The following is a 20,083-nucleotide window of genomic DNA, read 5'->3' as shown; positions in this document are numbered from 1 at the left end:
TGGCATGCAGGATCACAGCGCACGGCCCGCAGCGGCGGCCGAGGACTCGCCCCGGGGCGCCGAGATCGCGGGGATCATCTCCGAGTTCTCGGAGATCTTCGCCTCGGCCCGGACGCGCTGGGTGCGCTACGCGGAAGAGGTGCACCCGGAACTGAACGGCGGCGGGATCATGGTGCTGCAGACCGTGCTGCGCAAGGGTCCGGTCACCGCTACCGGCCTCAGCCAGATGCTCGGCATGGACAAGGCCATGGTGAGCCGGCACATCTCGAAGCTGCGGGACCTGGAACTGATCGAGGCCGAGGCGGCCCCCGAGGATCGGCGCGTGATCCTGCTCACCGTGAGCGAGCGGGCGCAGGAGCTGATGGAGCGGATCCGCGAGCAGTGGGCCCACTCCTACCACGAGCGCTTCGAGGGGTGGAGCGTGGAGTCCCTCGAGCAGCTGCGCGCGGGCCTGCACCGCTTCAACGCGTCGGCCGAGGATGCGCACCGCGCCGAGGGGCCTGCGATGCGCTGCGCTCGGGATCACGGGGGCGGCGCCGAGGATCCGCGGGGCACCGCGGGCTGAGTCCGATTCCTCCCGCGGAGCCCCGGGCCGCACCGCGGGAGGGCGGCTCCACCGCAGTGGCGGGCCGCACCGAGCGAATGCCCGGGTCGCATCCCCACCCTCGCGGAGGATGCGGCCCGGGCGCCCGGCTACTCGGCCGCGCGGCGTCGGCGCAGCGCGAGCACCGCGCCGGCCGCGAGCAGGATCGCGCCGATCCCCCACGCGATCGCGGTGCCCGCGGCACCGGTCGAGGCGAGCGAATCACCGGCCGCGGGCCCGCCCGCACCGGATCCGCCGGCCGACGACCCGGTTCCCGAGCCGTCTCCCGAGCCGGAGCCGTCCCCTGCGGCGCGCACCGTGATCGCCGCGGCGACCGACGTGCCGTCGGCGCGCGTCACCACGATCCGGTGCGCGCCCGGTGTCGTGTCCGCCGGGATGGTGACCGACTTCGAGAAGGCGCCCGACGCGTCGGCGGCCGCCGATCCGAGCACCACGGGGTCCGAGTGCAGCTCGATCCCGAGACGCTCGTCGGCCGCGAAGCCCGCACCCGACACGGTCAGAGAGCCGCCCGCGTCGACCGCGTCGCCGTTCAGCGAGATCTCGGCCGGATTCACCGGGTCCACCGGGTCCACCGGGTCCACCGGATCCACCGGCCGCTCCGCGGGGAGCGCGACGTCGATGTGCTTGATGGCGGTCGCGGCACCGCCTGCCGCGAAGGAGTAGGCGGTGGTGCGCAGGCGATCCTCGAAGAGCTCGACGCGCAGACCCACCGGATCGGCGCCGCCGATGCCGGTCTCGCCCCAGTCGCCGCTGGGGCCGTACTGGGTGGTCACCGCGGCGGTGTTGACGATGGTGGGGCCGTGCGCGGCGGTCGGATCGAAGCGCTGCTCGACGCTCCAGTCGTTGAGCTCGGGCGCCCAGTGCGTGTGGCTCGTGAGGATCGTGACGTTGGGGTGCTGCGCCAGGAGCGCCTCGATCCGCGCCGTATCCATCCCGTAGTCGCCGCGGTAGAAGTTGGCGTAGGTTCCCGAGACCGAATCGTTGAACACGTGGTGCGTGGCGAGCAGCACGGGCGAGCCCTCGGCCTTCCAGTGCGCCAGCCGATCGCGCAGCCAGCCGAACTGCTGATCGCTGAGCTCGACGAAGGGCCCGCTGCCCGTCTGCGACGGGTAGTCGTGGAACTCGCTGCCGATCCAGAGCAGCGGCAGCTCGCCGTCGACGAGCACCTCGCCCCACAGGCCGCCGCGCGCGGGATCGGCGCCCTCGGCGCCCAGTGCGCGCATCTCGGTGCGATCGAGGAAGCGGTCGATGTAGGCCGCGGACCCGTTCGATCCGTAGAACTCGTGGTTGCCGATGGTCGAGACCCGCGTGGTGTAGTGGTCGCCCGCGCCCGCGTTCAGCGCCGCCAGGTAGGCGTCGTACTGCGACACGGTGCCCGAGCCGGTCTGGTCGCCGTTCGAGACGATCGTGCTCGCCGCCGGGGACAGGCCGCGCAGGCCGGGGAGCACGTTGTTCTGCAGGCGCGCGGTGGCCCCCTGCACGTCGCTGAACACGTCGACGACCGCCGTCGGCACCGCGTCGTCGGCGAGGGGCGCGAGCGGACGCACCACCTCGACGTCGTCGATGCGCCACGACCCCGCACCCGCGAGAGCCGAGAAGGTGAACGCGAAGCGCACGGATTCGGCCCCCGCCGGCACCGCGAAGGGGATGCGCGGCTGAGCCGACTCCTCATCGGCATCGCCGAAGCGCACGAGCTCGGTCTCGGTGCCGTCGTCGAAGACCGCGACGACCGCGGCTGCCTGCTCGCCGCCACCCCGCACGAGGTAGTGGCTGTCGAAGCGCAACTCGAGCTCGTCGCCCGCCGCGACGGCGAGCGGCGCCGAGGTCAATCGGCCGTCGAAGTCGGCGAGCTTCGACTCGGCGACCGCGAAGGTACCCGAGGCGCGGGTGAAGGTGTGGCGACGATCCGTGCCGTAGGCGTCGACGGAGGCCGCGCGGTCCAGGTACTCCCACGCCGCGTCGCCGTCGTTCTGCCACTCGGGGGTCGCGGCTTCGAATCCGTCCCACCAGAGCTGGGGCTCGGTGGTGCCGGCGTCCTCGCCCGCGGGCGCGAGCACGGTGATCTCGATCGTCACCGGCGCGACTCCGGGGCCGCTGATCACGAGCGGCAGGGTGCCGGGCTGCTGACCGGCCGGGATCTCGACCGGGAAGGAGACCGTGCCCTCGGCCGTCGCCGGGGGCACGCCCGCGACCGTGCCGCCCTCGCCGAGCGTCGCCTCGATCTGCTGTCCGGCCCGCAGCCCGCTCAGCGACACCGTGATCGCGGATCCGGCGGTCGCGACGGGCCGCACTCCGGAGACCACCGTCGGCGCGACGTCGGCCGGCTCCGACTCCGCGATCACGACGTCGTCCACCATCCAGAACCAGTTGTTGCTGGTCTGCAGGTACTGCCAGCCGAACCGCACGCTCTGCGCCCCGGCCGGCAGGTCGACGGAGTACTCGTGGGTCCGGTCGAGGCGGTTCGTGTCGAACTGCTCCACCAGCACGGGATCGGCGCCGTCGATCTCGGCGACGAGCCGCGCCTGCTGCGGCGCCTGCCCCTGCTTGTAGTGGCTGTCGAACGCGACGCTGACCGCCTCGGCGCCGGGATCGACGGCGTACGCCGGCGCCCACAGTGTGGAGTCCACCGGCGTGTAGGGGCCGCTCGTCGGGCGGTTGCCGTCGGAGTGCAGCACCGCGACGAGTCCGTCGCCCTTCGAGAACGAGCTGCGATCGCCGCCCGAACCCCAAGTCTCGACGACCTCGGCCGTGGTGTGGAACGTCCAGCCCTTCCACCCCTCGCGCATGTCGCGGGTGTCCGAGCTCTCGACCGACCAGCCCTCGGGGGCCTGGTCGGGTGACGCGGCGGTCTCGAAGTCCTGCGTGTAGGGCTCGGCAGCGGCGTGCGCCGGCGCGGCGACGCCCGGCGCGACGAGCAGGCCGCAGGTGAGCGCCAGCAGCGCTCCCCCGGTGATCGCGCGAGTGCCCCTCCGGTCGGAGCGGCGACGTGGTTCGTGCAGCATGAGTGCGTGTTCTCCCTGTGTGTGGTGTGACGGTGGTCGAGGTGCGCGGCGGTGCGGACGTGGTGGCGCGGGCGCGGCGCGGGCGCGGCGCGGGCGCGGCGCGTTCAGTCGAAATCTCGCAGCATGCCTACTGCAGGCGCTTGCGGATCCAGGCGGAGGCGAGGTCGACCGCCACGATCACGGCGAGGATGATGATGAGGTAGGTCAGCATCTCGTCGAACTGGAAGGTCTTGATCGCCTTGTTGATGAGCAGGCCGATGCCGCCGGCGCCCACCAGGCCGAGCACGAGCGAGGAGCGCACGTTGACGTCGAAGCGGTAGAGCAGCAGGCCCGTGAGCTGCGGCAGCACGGTCGGGATCGTCGCGTTGGCCACGATCTGCCAGCGACTCGCGCCTGCGGTGCGCAGCGCCTGCTCCGGCCCCGGATCGATGTCCTCCATGGCCTCCGACCACAGCTTCCTCATCACCCCCGTGTTGTGGCAGATGAGCGCGAGCACACCGGCGAACGGGCCGAGGCCCACCGCGGTCACGAAGATGAGCGCGAAGACGATGTCGGGCACCGCGCGGAAGAAGGAGAGGATGCCGCGCGCAATCTGGTAGACGACGCTGTTCGGCGTGGTGGTGCGGGCTCCGAGCACCGCGAGCAGCAGCGCGAAGGGGACGGAGACCGTCGTGCCGAGCAGACCGATCCAGAGCGTGGTGAGGGCCCCCTCGATCCCCTGCTGCAGCACCTCGGGGCTGAGGTCGGGCGGAAACGCCTCGGAGAGGAAGTTGAGCATGCCCGTGGCGCCGGTGACGAGCGCCTCGGGCTTGAAGTCGGTGGCCTGGAACGCCAGCAGGTGCAGCACGAGCAGCACCGCGATGATCACCGTCCACGAGCCGGCGCGATACGGCGCGCGCGGGTCTCGGGGCACGGGAATCAGGTGGCGGTCGCCGCGCGCCGCCTCGGCGCGTTCGCGGGTGGGCGTGTCGATCACGTGCGGATCCTCACAGGTACAGGGACGCCAGTTCGGCGTCGTCGATCTCGTCGGTGGGGGCGTCGAAGACGAGTCCGCCTCCGCGCAGGCCGATCACCCGGTGCGCGTAGCTGCGCGCGAGGTGCGGCTGGTGCAGCACCGCGGCGACGCCGAGGCCCTCCTCGACCGCGAGCTCGTGCAGCAGCTGCATCACGTCGTCCGCCGCCTTGGGGTCGAGCGCCGAGACGGGCTCATCGGCGAGGATCATGCGCGGGCGCTGGCACAGGGCGCGCGCGATCGCCACGCGCTGCTGCTGACCGCCCGACAGGCTGCCGGCGCGGTCGTGCGCGCGATCCGCCAGCCCCACCCGATCGAGGCAGGCCATGGCCTCCTCCCGCAGGTCACGCGGGAAGAGCGGCGGCAGCGAACGCCACCCCGGCAGCCGGGAGAAGCCGCCGGCGCACACGTTCTGCAGCGCGGTCCGCCGCTGCACCAGGTGGATCTTCTGAAACACGGTGGCCGCCGTGCGCCGGGCCGCGGCGCGGCGCTGGGCACTGGCCTCGTTCAGGCGGACTCCGGCGATCACGATGTCGCCGGAGTCCGCCTCGATGAGGCCGTTCACCGCGCGCAGCGTGGTCGACTTGCCGGAGCCGTTCGCTCCGAGAAAGGCGACCACTTCGCCCGTGTGCACCCGCATGCTCATGTCGCGGAGCACGACGCGATCGCCGAAGCTCTTCGAGATGGCCTGCACGTCGAGCAGCACCTCGCGCTCGGAGATCTGCGCTCGCGGGCCGGGGGTCAGGGGCTCGCGCACGGTGACGGCGCTCATCAGACGTCGGCCTCGGTGAGGCCCATGGTGGCGGCCAGGTCGAAGAGCGGCTGGTAGGTCTCGTTCGTCACGGGGATCAGGGGCCCGGCGGGATCGACCCCGAGGAAGCCGCTGACCTCGGCCACGGCGTCGGCGTCGAGGCCCAGCAGGGCCTCCGCCACGGCGTCCTGGAACTCCTGCGGCATGTTGCCGCGCACGGTGATCGGATCGTTGGGGATCTCGTTCGACTCCCAGATCTGACGGTACTGGGACTCGTCGAAGGTGCCCTCCGCGGTCGCGGTGGCGAGGGTCTGCGAGTTGATCTGCGCGGCCTCGACGGTGCCGTTGACCAGCGCGAGCAGCGCCTCCGGGTGGCCGCCCGCGTAGTCCCACTGCACGTCGTCGTCGATGCCCGCGTCGACGAGCGCCGACATGGGAAGCGCATCGCCCGAGGTCGAGCCCGGGCTGCCGAGCGCCAGGGTGCGGCCCTCGAGGTCGTCGAGCGTCTGCACATCGGAGTCCTTCGGCACCCAGATGCCGCCGGTGTAGGTGGTGGGGTTGCCCTCGGCGTCGCCGAACGAGACCATCGCCGTGGCGTCGGCGCGCTCGTTCGCGAACACGAAGCCGAGCGGACCGAACTGAGCGATCTCGAGCTGGTCGTTCTCCATCGCGAGCACCTCGGCCGCGTAGTCCTCGGTGATGCTCACCTCGACAGGGCAGTCGAGCTTCTCGGAGAGGGCCTCGGCCAGCACCTGATAGGCGGGCTCGAGACGCTCGGGATCCTCGTAGGGCAGGATCCCGAATCGGATCTTGCCGTCAGGGCAGGTCGCTGCGGCGTCGCCCGATGCGGCCGAGGCAGAGCTCTCCTCGGGAGCGCTCGAGCAGGCGGCGAGTCCGAGCCCGATGAGCGCGACGGCCGAAACGGCGAGGACGGTGTTCTTCTTCACGGTTCTCCTTGGGTGGTGGGTGCATCTCGGTCGTCCTGCGAGAAGTCGCAGGATCTCCGCGGAATGCTGGGCAGTGGGATGGGACGGGATCAGAGGGCGGCGATGGTGCGCGCGCCGAGCGCGAGCCCCACGGTCATGCCGGTGCCGGTGGTCACCGAGACGGCGGTGACCCCGGGCGTCGGCATCGCGCGCAGCACGTCCTGCGTGCGACTCGTGGCGTAGACGCCCTGCCAGCGCTCGAGCACGTCGAGCCCGGGGGCGCCGAGCACGGCTGCGGCTTCGGAGAGCAGGATCCCGAACCAGCGCTCGTCGAGGAAGGGCGGCGCCGCATCGTGGGTGACGTGGGAGTCTCCGACCAGGAGCGTGCCGTCCGCCTGCTGGGTGAGCATCACGTTGGCATCGATCTCCAGCAGCTCGGGGCGCGCGGCGCGCAGCTCGGCGCGCAGGGCCTCGGCCGCCGGGCCGGCGAAGGCCCCGTAGCGCAGCATCGACGTGCCGGTGAGCACTGCGGGGCCGAGACCCATCGCGTGCGGTGCGCGAACGCGCGCCATCTGCAGCGCGCACTCGCGCACCTCGCCGCGTTCGGCGAGGTCGGGGAAGAGCCGGCCGATCAGGTGCCCGGCGGCCACGATCACGTGATCGGCCTCGATTCGGCCGCGACTGGTATCGACAACTCCGGTGCCGACCGATCGCACCGTCGTGGAGAATCGCACCTCGCCCAGCTCGTGCGCATCGATCCAGGCGGCGATGCGAGCCGCAGTGGTACGGGGATTCGCGGTGAGGTCCCGGGGCAGCAGGGCGCCCGCCCGCGGTCGCGCCCCGCCGGCCGCCGCGGGGTCCAGGCGCAGCAGGTTGCCGACCTCGGCGCCGGACACGAGCCTCGCGCCCTCCGGCGCGCGCTCCTCGATGAGCTCGTGCAGCACGGCCTCTTCTGCGGCGGTGCGGGCCACGACGAGGGTGCCCGATCGCCGCACTTCCAGGCCTGCGCGGTCGGCAAGCGACTGCCAGAGGGGCAGCGCCTCGCGCGCCAGCTCGCCCAGCTCGCCCGCCTGCACCGAGGCGCAGACGTGACCGAAGTTGCGCACGCTCGCGAGTCGCGCCGCTGCGTCCTGCTCGATCACCGTCACGCGGTGGCCCGCGTCGAGTGCGGCGACCGCGTGCGCCAGACCGACGATTCCGGCGCCGACGATCGCGACGCTCGAGCGCTGTGTGGGAGAAGTCATGCTTCGATAGTGCGGCCTCAAAAGTAGTCATAACAACTTCTGCCGAGCCTGTTCCTCGATCGTTCACCACCCGCACGATCGGGATCCAGAATCGTCACCGATCATTCACTTTCAGGCCACCGGAGGGCCTTCCCACTAGTCATGACAACTCATATGCTGACCGTATGAACGAGAACTCGCCCCTGCACGCGCAGCTGTACGAGGAGATGGTGCAGCGGATCCGCACCGGCGTCTGGCAACCCGGCGACCGGGTGCCGAGCGAGAAGTCGCTCGTCGCGGAGTTCGGCACCTCGCGCGGCCCCGTGCGACAGGCGCTCGCGGCGCTGCGCTCGGAGGGCATGATCGTCGGCGGGCGCGGCGCGCCGCCGCGCGTGCAGCGCACGGCACCGGCGCAGTCGTTCGACACGTTCATGTCGTTCACCGAGTGGGCGCGCTATCTCGGCCTCACGCCCGGCCAGCGGGTGATCGAGGCCAGCCGCCGGCCCGCGACCGAGGAGATCGCCCGCGAGCTGCAGATCGCTCCCGACACCGCCGTGGTCGAGATCATCCGGCTGCGCCTGCTCGACGAGAAGCCGGCCATGCTCGAGCGCTCGCTCTTCCCGTACGAGGTCGGCAGACACCTGATCACCGCCGACCTCGACAACGGGAGCATCTATCAGACGCTCTGCCAGTCCGGGGTCATCCCGGTGCGGGCGCGGCACGTGATCGACGCGATCGCGGCGCATCCGCTCGAGGTGGAGCAGATGCACATCGCGCCCGGCTCGCCGCTGCTGCGCGTGCGGCGCCTCGCCTACGACCAGACGGGCACGGTCATCGAGACCGCCGACGACCGGTACCTGCCGTCGATGGCCACGTTCGTGGTGGAGAACACGGCGGAGCATCGCATTCCGCTGACCCGCCAGGCGGCGAGCGCCACGGCGGACATCTTCGAGCGCACCGCCTGATCCCCACTCGCCCCACCACACCCTCGCCCCACCACATCCTCGCCCCAAGGAGCACCTCATGATCACCCTCGCCGTCTTCGACATGGCCGGCACCACCATCGACGACGGCGGTGCCGTCTACGAGGCACTGCGACGCGCGGTCGAGGAGACGGGCGTCTCCGTCTCACCCGCCGACCTGCAGAACTGGATGGGCACCGAGAAGCGCGCAGCGATCACCGCGCTCATCGAGCTCGGCGGCGGCGACCCCTCCCCCGCGGGAACCGTCGATGCCGCATTCGAGCGCTTCCGCGCGATCCTCGACGAGCTCTACGCCGAGACCCCGCCGACCCCGTTGCCGGGAATTCCTGCGGCGATCGCCGCACTCCGCGCAGCGGGCACGAAGGTGGCGCTCACCACCGGTTTCTCGGTCGACGTGGCCGAGCAGATCCTCGAGGGTCTGGGGTGGGTGCTGAGTGATCCCGACGATTCTGCCCCGAACCGGGCGGTGCGCATCGATGCCCTGGTCTGCGGCGACGAAGTCGCCTCGGGCCGGCCCGCGCCGTACATGATCCACCGCGCCATGGAGCTCACCGGCACTCCGGACGTCTCCGAGGTGCTGGTGGCCGGAGACACGCTCGTCGATGTGCAGGCGGGTGCGCGCTCGGGTGCCGCGATCACGATCGGCGTACTGTCGGGCAAGCTCTCCCGGGATGCCTTCGCGGGTCAGCCGTATTCGGCGCTGCTCGACTCGGTCGCGGAGGTCCCCGACTACCTGGCGACCAGCACCGCGTAGCCCGGCCCGGCCGTGCCGCCCCCCCCGCCCGATCCACCGAAACTGAGCCCAGTGTTCCAAACCGACCGAATTATCCGCGCAAGAAGGCTCAGGCTCGAACAATGGACTCGGTTTCGGCGGAGCGGGCGCACTCAGATCGCACCGATTCATCCCAGGCCCGGCACGTCGAGGCCGAACCCGCGAAGCACACGGCCGAACCGCCGAGCCGTCGGGATCGCGCTCCATCCCCACCGTACGAAGTCCTTCCGCGTGATCCCCTTCACCTGAGCCTCGCGCTCCCGTTCCTCGAGCAGCACCTCTTCGAGGGTGCGGCCGCGCATGTACTTCTGGTCCGTGTACTTCACCGTGCCGTCCATCTCACCGAACGTCCGCTGCCCGATGAAATCGAAATCCATCCAGTAGTTCTCGCCGTCCAACCCGGCCACATGCGCCTGGATCTCGTGCGGAATCCCCAGCCGGACCAACTGCAAGCGGCTCACGCTCTCGGCGACGGAGTCGGCACGCGGATCCGCGATCCGCAACATTCTGCGCGCCTCTGCGACACCCCGCATCCCTCGCATATCACCGAGAAGACGGTACTGCTCCTCCTTCCAGGCCTCGACATCGTCGAGGCGCCCGTCGCGCCTCGAACCGAACAGCACGCGAAGCCCGGCGTCCGCGCACCCGATCGCCGTCTCCGCGGGCGCCGACCGGGAGAGGTCCACCACCGTGCGCGTCAGAGAGGTGACGCGCAACCCCTCGACCACGCAGAGCTCTTCGTCCGCAAGGTCCCCGACGTGCCTCAGCACCGTCGCGGAGCTCCTGCCCGGCGCCGAACGATCCATGAGCAGGTGCACCCGATCGGCCTGCCCACGATGCCGGAAGTACACCGGAAGCCCCCAGATCACCGCAGCGGAGAGGTGCGAGAACACCGGTTGCCGCTCTCCCGCCAACCCGGCGACCGCGAGCGTCCTGGCGAGCAATCGATCTTCGGGTCGCATCGCCTTCCAGACCTTGGCGTCCACGTAGCATCCACGCACTACCCGCACGGCCACGCCGCTCGAGACCGCGAAGCGCAGCTCCGGATCACCGTACTCACCACCGAGGAGGTGCCGTCTGAACCAGAGTCGCCCGCGGACAGTCCGAATACGTTCCAGATGCTCCATCGGACAAGCGTCTCGCGAAAGCGATCCGGGTCGCGCCGCCGAACCTGCCCATGTGATTGTATTCCCGCCGGCGCGCCAAAATCAGCTCCCTGTGGGCGAAGCTCGAGTTGCGGTGGTTCAAGCGGCTCGTTCGCCCTCTGCCGCTGAATCCGAGCCGTTCGTGCGAGACTGACCGAATTATCAGCGCTGAACGAGTCGGGTTCGAACAATGAGCTCGGTTTCGCCGGGGACGGGACGGCGCCCGGGCGGGGACGGGACGGCGCCCGGGCGGGCGGCGGGCGGCGGGCGCCCGGGCGGGCGGCGGGCGGCGGGCGCCCGGGCGGGCGGCGGGCGGCGGGCGCCCGGGCTCACGCCGGGACGGGCACCAGCGTGTCCGCGCGCAGCGAGGCGGAGACGAGGATCGGCAGGTGGTCGGAGAGGCCGCGCTGCAGTGTTTCGACCCGGTTGATGTCGAGCCCTGAGGAGGTGGCGAAGTCGAAGTGCCCGCGGAACATCTTGTAGCGGGTGTAGGTGCGCTTGTCGCTCAGGCTGAGCTCGTAGCCGTGATCCCGCATCTCGGTATCGAGACGTCCTTTGAACACCGGGTAGTTGTAGTCGCCGACCATGAGCGCTGGAAGGCCGGGCCCGAGCTGGCGCAGCTGCGCGAGCGCGGTGTGGATCTGGTAGCGGCGCAGCGAGTTGAGCGCCGTCAGCGGAGCGGCGTGGAAGGAGGCGACGACCAGGTCACGCTCGGTCTCGAGGTCGTGGATCCGCGCGCCCAGCAGCCGTTCGTGGGCGGGGGCGAGCAGGCGGTCGTGGAGCGACTTCTTCAGCTGGAAGGTGTGCGCCGAACGGGTGCGGAACCGCTCCTCGCGCACGTACATCGCCAGCCCCAGCCGATTGCGCTCGGTCGCGTGCACCAGCGACAGGTGGCCGAGGTGCGCGGGCAACGCGATCGCTTCGGCCTCCTGCAGACAGAGCACGTCGACCTCGTGATCGTCGGCGAGGGCGCCGATCTCGGCAACGGCTCTGTTCTTCCGCAGGTTGTAGCTGACGACCTTCATATCGCGCCCCTTCCTCGGGTAGTGCCGGGCTCCCGACGGCACCCACTTTACCGCCGCCGTTCTGAATGTCACCCGAACCGCAGCTCCGAGGACTCTGCGGCGAGCGCCTCGCGCACGGCGGCGAGCGCGGGGTGCGAACCCCGGGACGAGCGCGTCGCAGTGAAGATGCTGCGGTGCGGATCCTCCGGCAGCGGCAGCAGCCGCACGTCGGCCGCGGCCCCCGCGTGCACGAGGCCGGGGAGCAGCGAGACCGCGTTGCCCGATTGGATCAGCCTCAGGTGCGCCTGCAGGTCGGCGGTCTCGAAGCGCACGTCCGGCTCGAAGCCCGCACTGCGGCAGGCCTGCTCGGCCCAGTGGCGCGTCGCGGCCCCGTGCGGTTCCATGACCCAGGGCAGTTCGGCGAGGTCGGACAGCTCCGTTGCCCGGTCGAACCGGGTGTCTCCGGCGCCGAGCGGCGGAAGGCCGAGCCGGATCGGATCCCGCGTCAGCGGCTGCCGGTCGAGCCCGGGGAAGTGCGGGGTCGAGTGCCCCGGGTACTGCTCGGCCACCACGAGATCGAAGCCGCGCGCCCAGGTCTCGAGGAGGGCGGCGCCGGGTTCGTACTGCACCACCTCGACGCGCAGTGCGGGATACCGCTCGCGCAGGCGACGCAGCGCCCCGGGCATGATGGCGAGCACGGCCGTCTGGAACGCCGCGACCCGCATCGTTCCCGCCACCTCGGCGCGGGCGCGATGCAGTGCGGACTCGGCGCGTTCGAGGGCCGCGAGCAGCTCCTCCGTCTCGCCGACCAGCACCTCGCCCGCGGCGGTGAGCTCCAGCGTGCGTCCCGCCTTGCGCACCAGCGGCACGCCCGCTTCGCGCTCCAGCACTGCGAGCTGCTGCGAGACCGCGGAGGGGCTGTAGTTGAGCGCATCGGCCACCGCAGCGATCGTGCCGCGCGCGTGCAGCTCCCACAGCAGCCGCAGCCGTTTCACGTCCAGCATCGCACTCCCGCCGACAGCATCAGTTTTACTTCACTTTATTCTACAAAAAGCATCGCTGTACTTCATACTCCAGAAGCCGCACACTGGCCTCAACGTCCAGTTGCACCGACGCCCAGCGTCATCGAGAAAGGCCACCAGTGAGCAGTCGCGTCGCAGGCACCGCCACCCGCCCCCAGGACCTCGCCGACGAGGCCGTCCGGCTCGTGCAGCGCTGGCTGCGCGAAGCCGCCGAGGTTCCCGCGGACCCCTCGGCCGAACGCCTCGCCGGCGTGCTGCGCGATCCGAACGGCCTCGACTTCACCGTCGGCTTCGTCGACGGGGTCGTGCGCCCCGAAGACCTGAGCGCGGCGGCGAAGAAGCTCAACGAGCTCACCCCCCTCACCCCGGCGTTCCTGCCCGCGCCCATGCGGGGCGCGATCGGTCTCGGAGGCGCCCTCGCGAAGCCCCTGCCCGGAATCGTGGTGCCGATCGCCCGCAAGGTGCTGCGGCAGATGGTGAGCCACCTCATCATCGACGCGAGCGATGCCAGGCTCGGGCCGGCGATCGCGAAGGTCACGCGCGACGGCGTGCGCCTCAACATCAACCTGCTGGGCGAGGCGATCCTCGGGCAGCGCGAGGCCGAGCGCCGTCTCGCCGGGACCCACGCGCTGCTCGCCCGCGACGACGTCGACTACGTGTCCATCAAGGTCTCGTCGACGGTGGCGCCGCACAACCACTGGGCGTTCGACGAGGCCGTGGCGCACATCGAGGAGCAGCTCGTGCCCCTCTTCGAGCGGGCGAACGCCGCCTCCCCGAAGAAGTTCATCAACCTCGACATGGAGGAGTACAAGGACCTCGACCTCACCATCGCGGTCTTCAAGCGCATCCTCGAACGCCCCGAGTTCGCCGAGCTCGAAGCCGGCATCGTGCTGCAGGCGTACCTGCCGGACGCGCTCGGCGCGATGATCGATCTGCAGGAGTGGGCCGCGGCGCGCGTGTCGGGCGGCGGGGCCCCCATCAAGGTGCGCATCGTGAAGGGCGCCAACCTGCCGATGGAGCACGTCGACGCCGCGATCCACGGCTGGCCGGTCGCCACCTGGGGCACCAAGCAGGATTCGGACACGAGCTACAAGGCCGTGATCGACTACGCGCTCACCCCGGAGCGGGTGCGCAACGTGCGCATCGGCGTCGCGGGCCACAACCTCTTCGACGTGGCCCTCGCCTGGCTCCTCGCGAAGGCGCGCGGGGCGCAGGCCGGCATCGAGTTCGAGATGCTGCTCGGCATGGCCACCGGGCAGGCCGAGGCCGTGAAGCGCGAGGTCGGATCCCTGCTGCTCTACACGCCGGTGGTGCATCCCCAGGAGTTCGACGTGGCGATCGCCTACCTGATCCGCCGCCTCGAGGAGGGGGCCAGCCAGGAGAACTTCATGTCGGCCGTGTTCGAGCTGAACGACAGCCCCGCCCTGTTCGAGCGCGAGAAGCAGCGCTTCCTCGCGTCGCTCGACGATCTCTCGGCCATCACTGGTGACGGCACCGAAGCATCGCTCAGGGTCCCGCCGCCGAACCGGGTGCAGGATCGGCGCGAGTACGACGAGGCCGGCGCCGAGGCCCGCATCGAGGCGCGCATCGAAGCCGGCCGTCGGGGCGAGTTCGACAACACGGCCGACACCGATCCCGATCTGCCCGGGAATCGCGCCTGGGGGCGCGGGATCGCCAGCCGCATGGTCGACTCGCGCCTCGGCGCTGAGCTCGTCGCCTCGTCGCGTATCGGCGACGAGGCGCAGCTCGACGCAGCCGTGGAGCGCGGGGTCGCGGCCGCCGACGGCTGGCAGGCGCTCGGCACCGATGAGCGCGCGCGCATTCTCTTCCGGGCCGGCGAGCGACTCGAAGCGAGGCGCGCCGAGCTGCTCGAGGTGATGGGCTCGGAGTGCGGCAAGACGCTGGATCAGGGCGACCCCGAGGTGTCCGAGGCGATCGACTTCGCCAACTACTACGCGATGCTCGGCCAGCTGCTCGACCGGGTCGACGGCGCGGAGTTCCGCCGGCAGAAGCTGATCGCGGTCATCCCGCCGTGGAACTTCCCCGTGGCCATCCCCGCCGGGGGCGTGCTCTCGGCGCTGGCTGCGGGATCCTCCGTGATCATCAAGCCGGCCGCGAGCTCGGCGCGATCGGGCGCCGTGATGGTCGAGGCGCTGTGGGAGGCCGGTGTGCCCCGCGACGTACTGCAGCTCGTGCAGTTCGACGAGCGCGAGCTCGGAGCGAGGCTCGTCGGCGATCGGCGCGTGGACCGCCTCATCCTCACCGGCGCGTACGAGACTGCCGTGAAGTTCCGCGAATTCCGCAGCGATCTGCCGATCCTCGCCGAAACCAGCGGCAAGAACGCGGTGATCGTCACCCCGAACGCCGACCTCGACCTCGCGGCGAAGGATGTGGCGCTGTCGGCATTCGGTCACGCCGGACAGAAGTGCTCAGCGGCCTCTCTCGTGATCCTCGTCGGCTCCGTCGCCACGTCGAAGCGCTTCCGCGGCCAGCTGCTCGACGCCGTCCGATCGCTCAAGGTCGGCACCCCCGAGCACCTCGAGACCCAGATGGGCACGGTCATCAACGCCCCCGACGGCAAGCTGCTGCGCGGGCTCACGACGCTGGGCCCGGGCGAGGAGTGGCTCATCGAGCCCGCGCCTGTCGAGAGCGACAGCCCGCTGGCGCGCGACGCGCAGGGCAGAAGCAAGCTCTGGAGCCCGGGCGTGCGCGACGGGGTGCGACGCGGATCCGAATACCACCTCACCGAGTACTTCGGCCCGATCCTCGGGATCATGACCGCGGAGACCCTCGACGAGGCGATCGACATGGTCAACGAGATCGACTACGGCCTCACGAGCGGCCTGCACTCCCTCGACCGCGACGAGCTGGCCCTGTGGCTGCGGCGCGTCGAGGCGGGCAACCTGTACGTCAACCGGGGCATCACCGGCGCGATCGTGCGCAGGCAGTCGTTCGGCGGCTGGAAGAAGTCGGCCATCGGCGCCGGCACCAAGGCCGGCGGCCCCAACTACCTGCACGGCCTCGGCGACTGGACCGACGCGCCCGTCGCGGGCGAGCTCCGGGCGCCACGGCCGGCCGCGGCGCCGCTGCTCACCGCGGCCCAGCAAGCCGGCGTGGCCGGGGCGGAGCTCGACTGGCTCCGGGCCGCGCTCGGCTCGGACGCCGCGGCATGGGACGACGAGTTCGGGATCGCGCGCGACGCCTCCCAGCTCGGCGTGGAGCGCAATCTGCTGCGCTACCTGCCAGTGCCGGTGACGATCCGGATCGCCGCCGACGCCCCGCTGCACCGCGCCGTGCGCGCGATCGCGGCGGGTCTCGCGGCGGGATCGACGCCCGCGGTGAGCACGCCGATCGCACTGCCGCAGCCGCTCCTCGCGGCGCTCGCCGCGGCCGGCGTGGAGGTGCGCTTCGAGGACGCCACCGCCTGGGCCGCGCGCGTGCACCAGCTCGCCGAGCGCCGAGGCCCCCGGGCCGGCGGGCGCATCCGCATCGTCGCCGGTGCATCGCGCGAGGACGAGGCGGCAGCGGTCGTCGAGGCCTCGGGCGGCAAGCCGGACATCGCCGTCTACGCGGGAGAGGTCGTATCGGCCGGGCGCGTGGAGATGCTGCCGCATCTGCGGGAGCAGGCGGTCTCCATCACGGCGCACCGGTTCGGCACCCCGAATCGGCTCTCGGAGGGCCTCATCTAGCCCCGACCGACCGATCGACCGGCCCGGCCCACGACCCCGCGGCCGGTCGATCTGTGTCAGGGTGGAGGCACCATCCCGACGCTCATGCTTCCCCAGCCACCACGAGAAAGGGACGACGATGTCCGAACAGACCTACCTCTTCATCGCTCTCGGCATCTACTTCGCCGCGATGATCGCGATCGGAGTCTTCGCCGCGCGAAGAACCACGGACCACGAGGACTACATGCTCGGGGGCCGCAACCTGCCGGCCTGGGTGGCGGCGCTCAGCGCCGGCGCCTCCGACATGTCCGGCTGGCTCATCATGGGCCTGCCCGGGGCGGTGTACGCGGCGGGCCTGATCGAGGGGTGGATCGCGGTGGGCCTCACGATCGGCGCCTACCTCAACTGGCGCCTCGTCGCACCGCGCCTGCGCGCGTACACGCAGGTGTCGAACAACTCCATCACGGTTCCGAGCTTCTTCGAGAACCGGCTGCGCGACCGCACCCACATCCTGCGAGTCGCATCGAGCATCATCATCCTCGTCTTCTTCACCCTCTACATCTCCTCCGGCATGGTCGCGGGCGGCAAGTTCTTCGAGAGCTCGTTCGGCTCCACCTACCTCCTCGGCATGGGGCTGGTCACGGTCGTGACCCTCGCGTACACGATGTTCGGCGGCTTCCTCGGCGCATCGCTCACCGACGTCGTGCAGGGGCTCATGCTCGTCATCGCCGTGATCATCGTGCCGGTGTTCGCGATCGTCGCGGTCGGCGGCGTCGGCGAGGCCACTGAGCTGATCACCTCGCTGCGCCCCGACCACTTCAACGTGTTCGGCGAGGGCGGCATGACCAGCGCGACCATCATCGGCATCGCCTCGGGCCTCGCGTGGGGGCTCGGATACTTCGGCCAGCCGCACATCATCGTGCGATTCATGGCGCTGCGCAGCCCCGCGGATGCCAAGACCGGGCGCAGGATCGGCATCACCTGGCAGGTCGTGTCGCTCGCGGGCGCGGTGCTGGCCGGCCTCGTCGGAATCGCGTACGTCGCCAAGTACGACATCGATCTCGCCGATCCCGAGACGGTGCTGCTGATGATGTCGCAGACGCTCCTGCACCCCCTCATCGCGGGGCTGGTGCTGGCCGCAGTGCTCGCCGCGATCATGAGCACCTTCTCGAGCCAGCTGATCGTGTGCTCGTCGGCGCTGGTCGAGGACCTCTACAAGGTGGTGCGGAAGACGCCGCCCTCGGACCGGTCGCTGGTGATCCTCGGCCGGGTGTGCGTGCTGGTCGTCGCGGTCGTCGCGGCAGCGCTGGCGCTGGTGCCCAACGATACGGTGCTCGGCCTCGTGAGCTTCGCCTGGGCCGGATTCGGCGCGGCATTCGGCCCGATCGTGCTGCTGAGCCTGTACTGGCGCAAGCTCACCAACTGGGGTGCGCTGGCGGGAATGGTCTCGGGCGCGGCCACCGTGTTCATCTGGAAGGCGTTCGACACCGGCCTCTACGAGCTGCTGCCGGCCTTCATCATCGCGACGCTCGTCGCAGTGGTGGTGAGTCGATTCACCTACCGCCGCAACGACGACATCGAGCAGGAGTTCACCGACACCGGCGCCATGCTGGTCGTGGGGAAGCGCTGACCGGGCGCGACCCGGCCCGCCCGTCCGGGTGGGGGCCGAGGCTGAGCCCGCCCGCCTGAGCCCGCCCGCCTGAGCCCGCCCGCCGGGGCCCGCCCGCCTGAGCCCGCCCGCCTGAGCCCGCACAACCGAGCCCGCACAACCGAGCCCGCACAACCGAGCTTCGCGCGTCAGTAGTTGTCACCAAAACTGCGATTTGGCCACACATACTGACGCGCGAACGCCAAGGTCGGCGGGTGCGGGCGCGGGTGCGGGTGCGGGGCGAGCCTGAGCCCGCACAACCGAGCTTCGCGCGTCAGTAGTTGTCACCAAAACTGCGATTTGGCCACACATACTGACGCGCGAACACCAAGGTCGGCGGGTGCGGGCGCGGGGCGCGCGTGGGCCGAGCTCAGCCGATGCGGCGCAGACGCACCGCGAGCGTGCCGATCACCAGCTGCTCGATGACCTCGTACTCGCGCCCCGACTCGAGCGGCACGGTCTCTCCGCTCTCGTCGACCAGGGCCACTCCGTTCGTCGACCGGAGATCCTCGATCGTCCAGTCCTCGCCGTTGCGGCGCATGCGGGCGTGCGTCTTCGACATCGTGCGGGTGGGGTCGACGATCTGCAACGGGTGGGCGCCGTCGACCGCCTGCGGCTTCCGGCCCAGCACCACGTCGTCGCCGAGAAGCTCAAGCACCTCGCCGTCGGGGAGTTCGATGCCCCACCGGGCGCGGCGCTGCACGACGACGGTGCGATCCTCGAGGTCGTCGGGATCGGCGCTGCGCGCCTGCGGCACGGACGCGGCCTGCGGCACGAACGCGGGCACGGGCGCTGCCTGCGGAACCGACACGGGCTGCGGCGCATCGAAGATGGTGGGGGTCGCCTCGGGGCCGGCCGGGACGACCTCCGGCGCCAATCCGGGCACCCGCGATTCGGGCACCCGCGATTCGGGCACCTGCGATTCGGGCACCTGCGAATCGGACCAGGATCGCACCGGCGGCGCTGCAGCCGGCGGAGCGGGCTCGGGTGCCGGCTCGCCCGCAGCACCCTCGCCAGCAGCACCCTCGCGCGCAGCCCCCTCGCCCGCCGCACCCTCGCGCGCAGCAGGCTCCGGTACAGCAGGCCCCTCGGCAGGGGCCGCTGCCGCAGAGGCCGCCGCCGCAGGGGCCGCCGCCGCAGGGGCTGCCGCACGCGGCTCGGCAGACCCGGCCGCGGCCGGTGGCGCTGGATTCGTCACCCGAGTCTCTTCGACGGCGGGCCAGGAGAACGGTCGCTGCAGGTCGCCGGCACCGAGCGGCTGATGGGGACGAGCCGGGGATCCCTCGGCAGCGAGCCGGGCGAAATCGCCCTCCGTCGTGTTGCTGAACCCCCACTCGCCGACGGAGGCCGACCCGGGTGCCGGCGCGCCGATACCCGGTGCAGCCCGGCCGGGCTCCCCGGACTGCGAAGCCCAGGGATCCTGCGCCCAGGCACCCTGTCCCGCGGATCCCTGCACATTGGGACTCTGTCCCGCGGACCCCTGCGTCGCGGCCCCATCCTGGGCCCAGGGGTTCCGAGGCTCGAACCGGGGCTGCTGCGCCTGGGACCACGGATCCTGCGGCGTCTCGGTCGCCGGCTGCGCACCGGCCCAGTCGCTTCCGTGGGGCGACGCCTCGGGGGCGCCGTACTCCAGCGCACCCGCCGCGGGAGCACCCGCGACCGGGAATGCGGGCGGCGCGTACGGAGCGGCAGCGGATCCGTTCGCCGGAGCAGCACCCGGAGCAGCACCCGGAGCAGCACCCCCCGCGGGGCCGGAAGCCCCCGCCGCCGCGCCTCCGCCGGCACCCCACCCGTAGGCCGGCGAAGAGGCCGGATACCCGCCGCTGCCGTATCCCGCGCCGTAGGTCTGCAGATCGCCGATGTAGGAGGCCAGCAGCGTCGCCCAGAGCGGGGGCAGCAGCGCGCCGAGCACCGTGAATCCGCCGCCCTTGCCGTGCTCGACGTTGATGCGGTGGATCGCGATGATCGACACGATCAGCACCACGATGCCGAGCCCCGGCACGATTCCGAGCAGCACCAGCCAGCCGGGCAATCCGCCGCGCTGGATCAGCTGCCACTGGTTCCAGACGGGGATCCAGCCCCACCCCGCGGGCAGACCCACCCGCGGAAACAGCCTGGAGAGCGCCCAGAGATACCAGACGTAGTAGGCGAGACCGATCACCGACCAGATCCCGAGCACCACCCACAGGCCGGCGCTCACCGCGTTCGCCGATGTGCCGTAGTCCATGAATCCCTCGCTTCCGTGACGACCGCTCGGGATCTGGGAGTCGCCGAGCAGCGCTGTTTCGCCTCTGCAAGCGTACCGGTGCGGCACGCGAACCAG

At 71.3% G+C, this 20,083-nt stretch carries 14 protein-coding genes; 5 read left to right on the top strand and 9 right to left on the bottom strand.

Translation table 11 applies throughout. The features are described 5' to 3' along the window. Window positions 1-4 precede the first annotated feature (4 nt). Entirely contained in the window at window positions 5-565 is a 561-nt protein-coding gene (locus tag EVS81_RS11615; protein WP_130110532.1) for a MarR family winged helix-turn-helix transcriptional regulator, read from the top strand. Between the two features lie 128 nt (window positions 566-693). Here the strand turns inward: EVS81_RS11615 and EVS81_RS11610 are convergent, their stop codons facing one another. The 5 genes from EVS81_RS11610 to EVS81_RS11590 form a co-directional block, all read right to left on the bottom strand. Further along, window positions 694-3,606, bottom strand: a complete 2,913-nt coding sequence (locus EVS81_RS11610) for a metallophosphoesterase (protein ID WP_130110531.1) — start codon at window positions 3,604-3,606, stop codon at window positions 694-696. Between the two features lie 127 nt (window positions 3,607-3,733). Beyond that, window positions 3,734-4,582 (bottom strand): phosphonate ABC transporter, permease protein PhnE, encoded by an 849-nt coding sequence (gene phnE / locus EVS81_RS11605; protein ID WP_130110530.1) that lies wholly within the window; start codon window positions 4,580-4,582, stop codon window positions 3,734-3,736. A gap of 10 nt (window positions 4,583-4,592) precedes the next feature. Then, window positions 4,593-5,390 carry a phosphonate ABC transporter ATP-binding protein gene (locus EVS81_RS11600; RefSeq protein WP_240739827.1) on the bottom strand — a complete coding sequence of 266 codons (798 nt, stop codon included), beginning with the start codon at window positions 5,388-5,390 and terminating at the stop codon, window positions 4,593-4,595. After that, on the bottom strand, window positions 5,390-6,316 hold the full coding sequence (locus EVS81_RS11595; protein ID WP_130110529.1) for a phosphate/phosphite/phosphonate ABC transporter substrate-binding protein: 927 nt from the start codon (window positions 6,314-6,316) through the stop codon (window positions 5,390-5,392). Before EVS81_RS11595 ends, EVS81_RS11600 begins: the two co-directional genes overlap by 1 nt. 89 nt (window positions 6,317-6,405) lie before the next feature. Continuing rightward, complete coding sequence (locus tag EVS81_RS11590) at window positions 6,406-7,539, bottom strand: TIGR03364 family FAD-dependent oxidoreductase (protein ID WP_130110528.1); 1,134 nt, start codon at window positions 7,537-7,539, stop codon at window positions 6,406-6,408. A 164-nt stretch (window positions 7,540-7,703) separates the two neighbouring features. Between EVS81_RS11590 and EVS81_RS11585 the strand changes: the two genes are divergently transcribed. Both EVS81_RS11585 and EVS81_RS11580 read left to right on the top strand, forming a co-directional pair. Beyond that, window positions 7,704-8,483 carry a GntR family transcriptional regulator gene (locus EVS81_RS11585; RefSeq protein WP_130110527.1) on the top strand — a complete coding sequence of 260 codons (780 nt, stop codon included), beginning with the start codon at window positions 7,704-7,706 and terminating at the stop codon, window positions 8,481-8,483. A gap of 58 nt (window positions 8,484-8,541) precedes the next feature. Further along, on the top strand, window positions 8,542-9,255 hold the full coding sequence (locus tag EVS81_RS11580; RefSeq protein WP_130110526.1) for a phosphonatase-like hydrolase: 714 nt from the start codon (window positions 8,542-8,544) through the stop codon (window positions 9,253-9,255). Between the two features lie 146 nt (window positions 9,256-9,401). Here the strand turns inward: EVS81_RS11580 and EVS81_RS11575 are convergent, their stop codons facing one another. The 3 genes from EVS81_RS11575 to EVS81_RS11560 form a co-directional block, all read right to left on the bottom strand. Further along, window positions 9,402-10,400 carry a hypothetical protein gene (locus EVS81_RS11575; RefSeq protein WP_165384255.1) on the bottom strand — a complete coding sequence of 333 codons (999 nt, stop codon included), beginning with the start codon at window positions 10,398-10,400 and terminating at the stop codon, window positions 9,402-9,404. Between the two features lie 347 nt (window positions 10,401-10,747). Next, entirely contained in the window at window positions 10,748-11,443 is a 696-nt protein-coding gene (locus tag EVS81_RS11565; protein ID WP_130110524.1) for an endonuclease/exonuclease/phosphatase family protein, read from the bottom strand. Window positions 11,444-11,511: 68 nt separating this feature from the next. Further along, window positions 11,512-12,426, bottom strand: coding sequence for a LysR family transcriptional regulator (locus EVS81_RS11560; protein ID WP_130110523.1), 915 nt, complete (start codon window positions 12,424-12,426; stop codon window positions 11,512-11,514). A 137-nt stretch (window positions 12,427-12,563) separates the two neighbouring features. On the opposite strand from EVS81_RS11560, the gene EVS81_RS11555 reads away from it, so the two are divergent. Together EVS81_RS11555 and putP are read left to right on the top strand one after the other, a co-directional pair. Continuing rightward, window positions 12,564-16,133, top strand: a complete 3,570-nt coding sequence (locus tag EVS81_RS11555) for a proline dehydrogenase family protein (RefSeq protein ID WP_130110522.1) — start codon at window positions 12,564-12,566, stop codon at window positions 16,131-16,133. Between the two features lie 118 nt (window positions 16,134-16,251). Then, on the top strand, window positions 16,252-17,742 hold the full coding sequence (putP, locus tag EVS81_RS11550; protein WP_130110521.1) for a sodium/proline symporter PutP: 1,491 nt from the start codon (window positions 16,252-16,254) through the stop codon (window positions 17,740-17,742). Between the two features lie 388 nt (window positions 17,743-18,130). On the opposite strand, the gene EVS81_RS11545 is transcribed toward putP, so the two are convergent. Continuing rightward, window positions 18,131-19,987, bottom strand: coding sequence for a DUF5684 domain-containing protein (locus tag EVS81_RS11545; protein WP_130110520.1), 1,857 nt, complete (start codon window positions 19,985-19,987; stop codon window positions 18,131-18,133). Window positions 19,988-20,083 lie beyond the last annotated feature (96 nt).

Origin of the sequence: Leucobacter triazinivorans (genome assembly GCF_004208635.1) — a bacterium.
In the GTDB taxonomy this organism is placed as follows: Bacteria; Actinomycetota; Actinomycetes; order Actinomycetales; family Microbacteriaceae; genus Leucobacter; species Leucobacter triazinivorans.
This window is presented reverse-complemented; position numbering and strand designations above follow the sequence as displayed.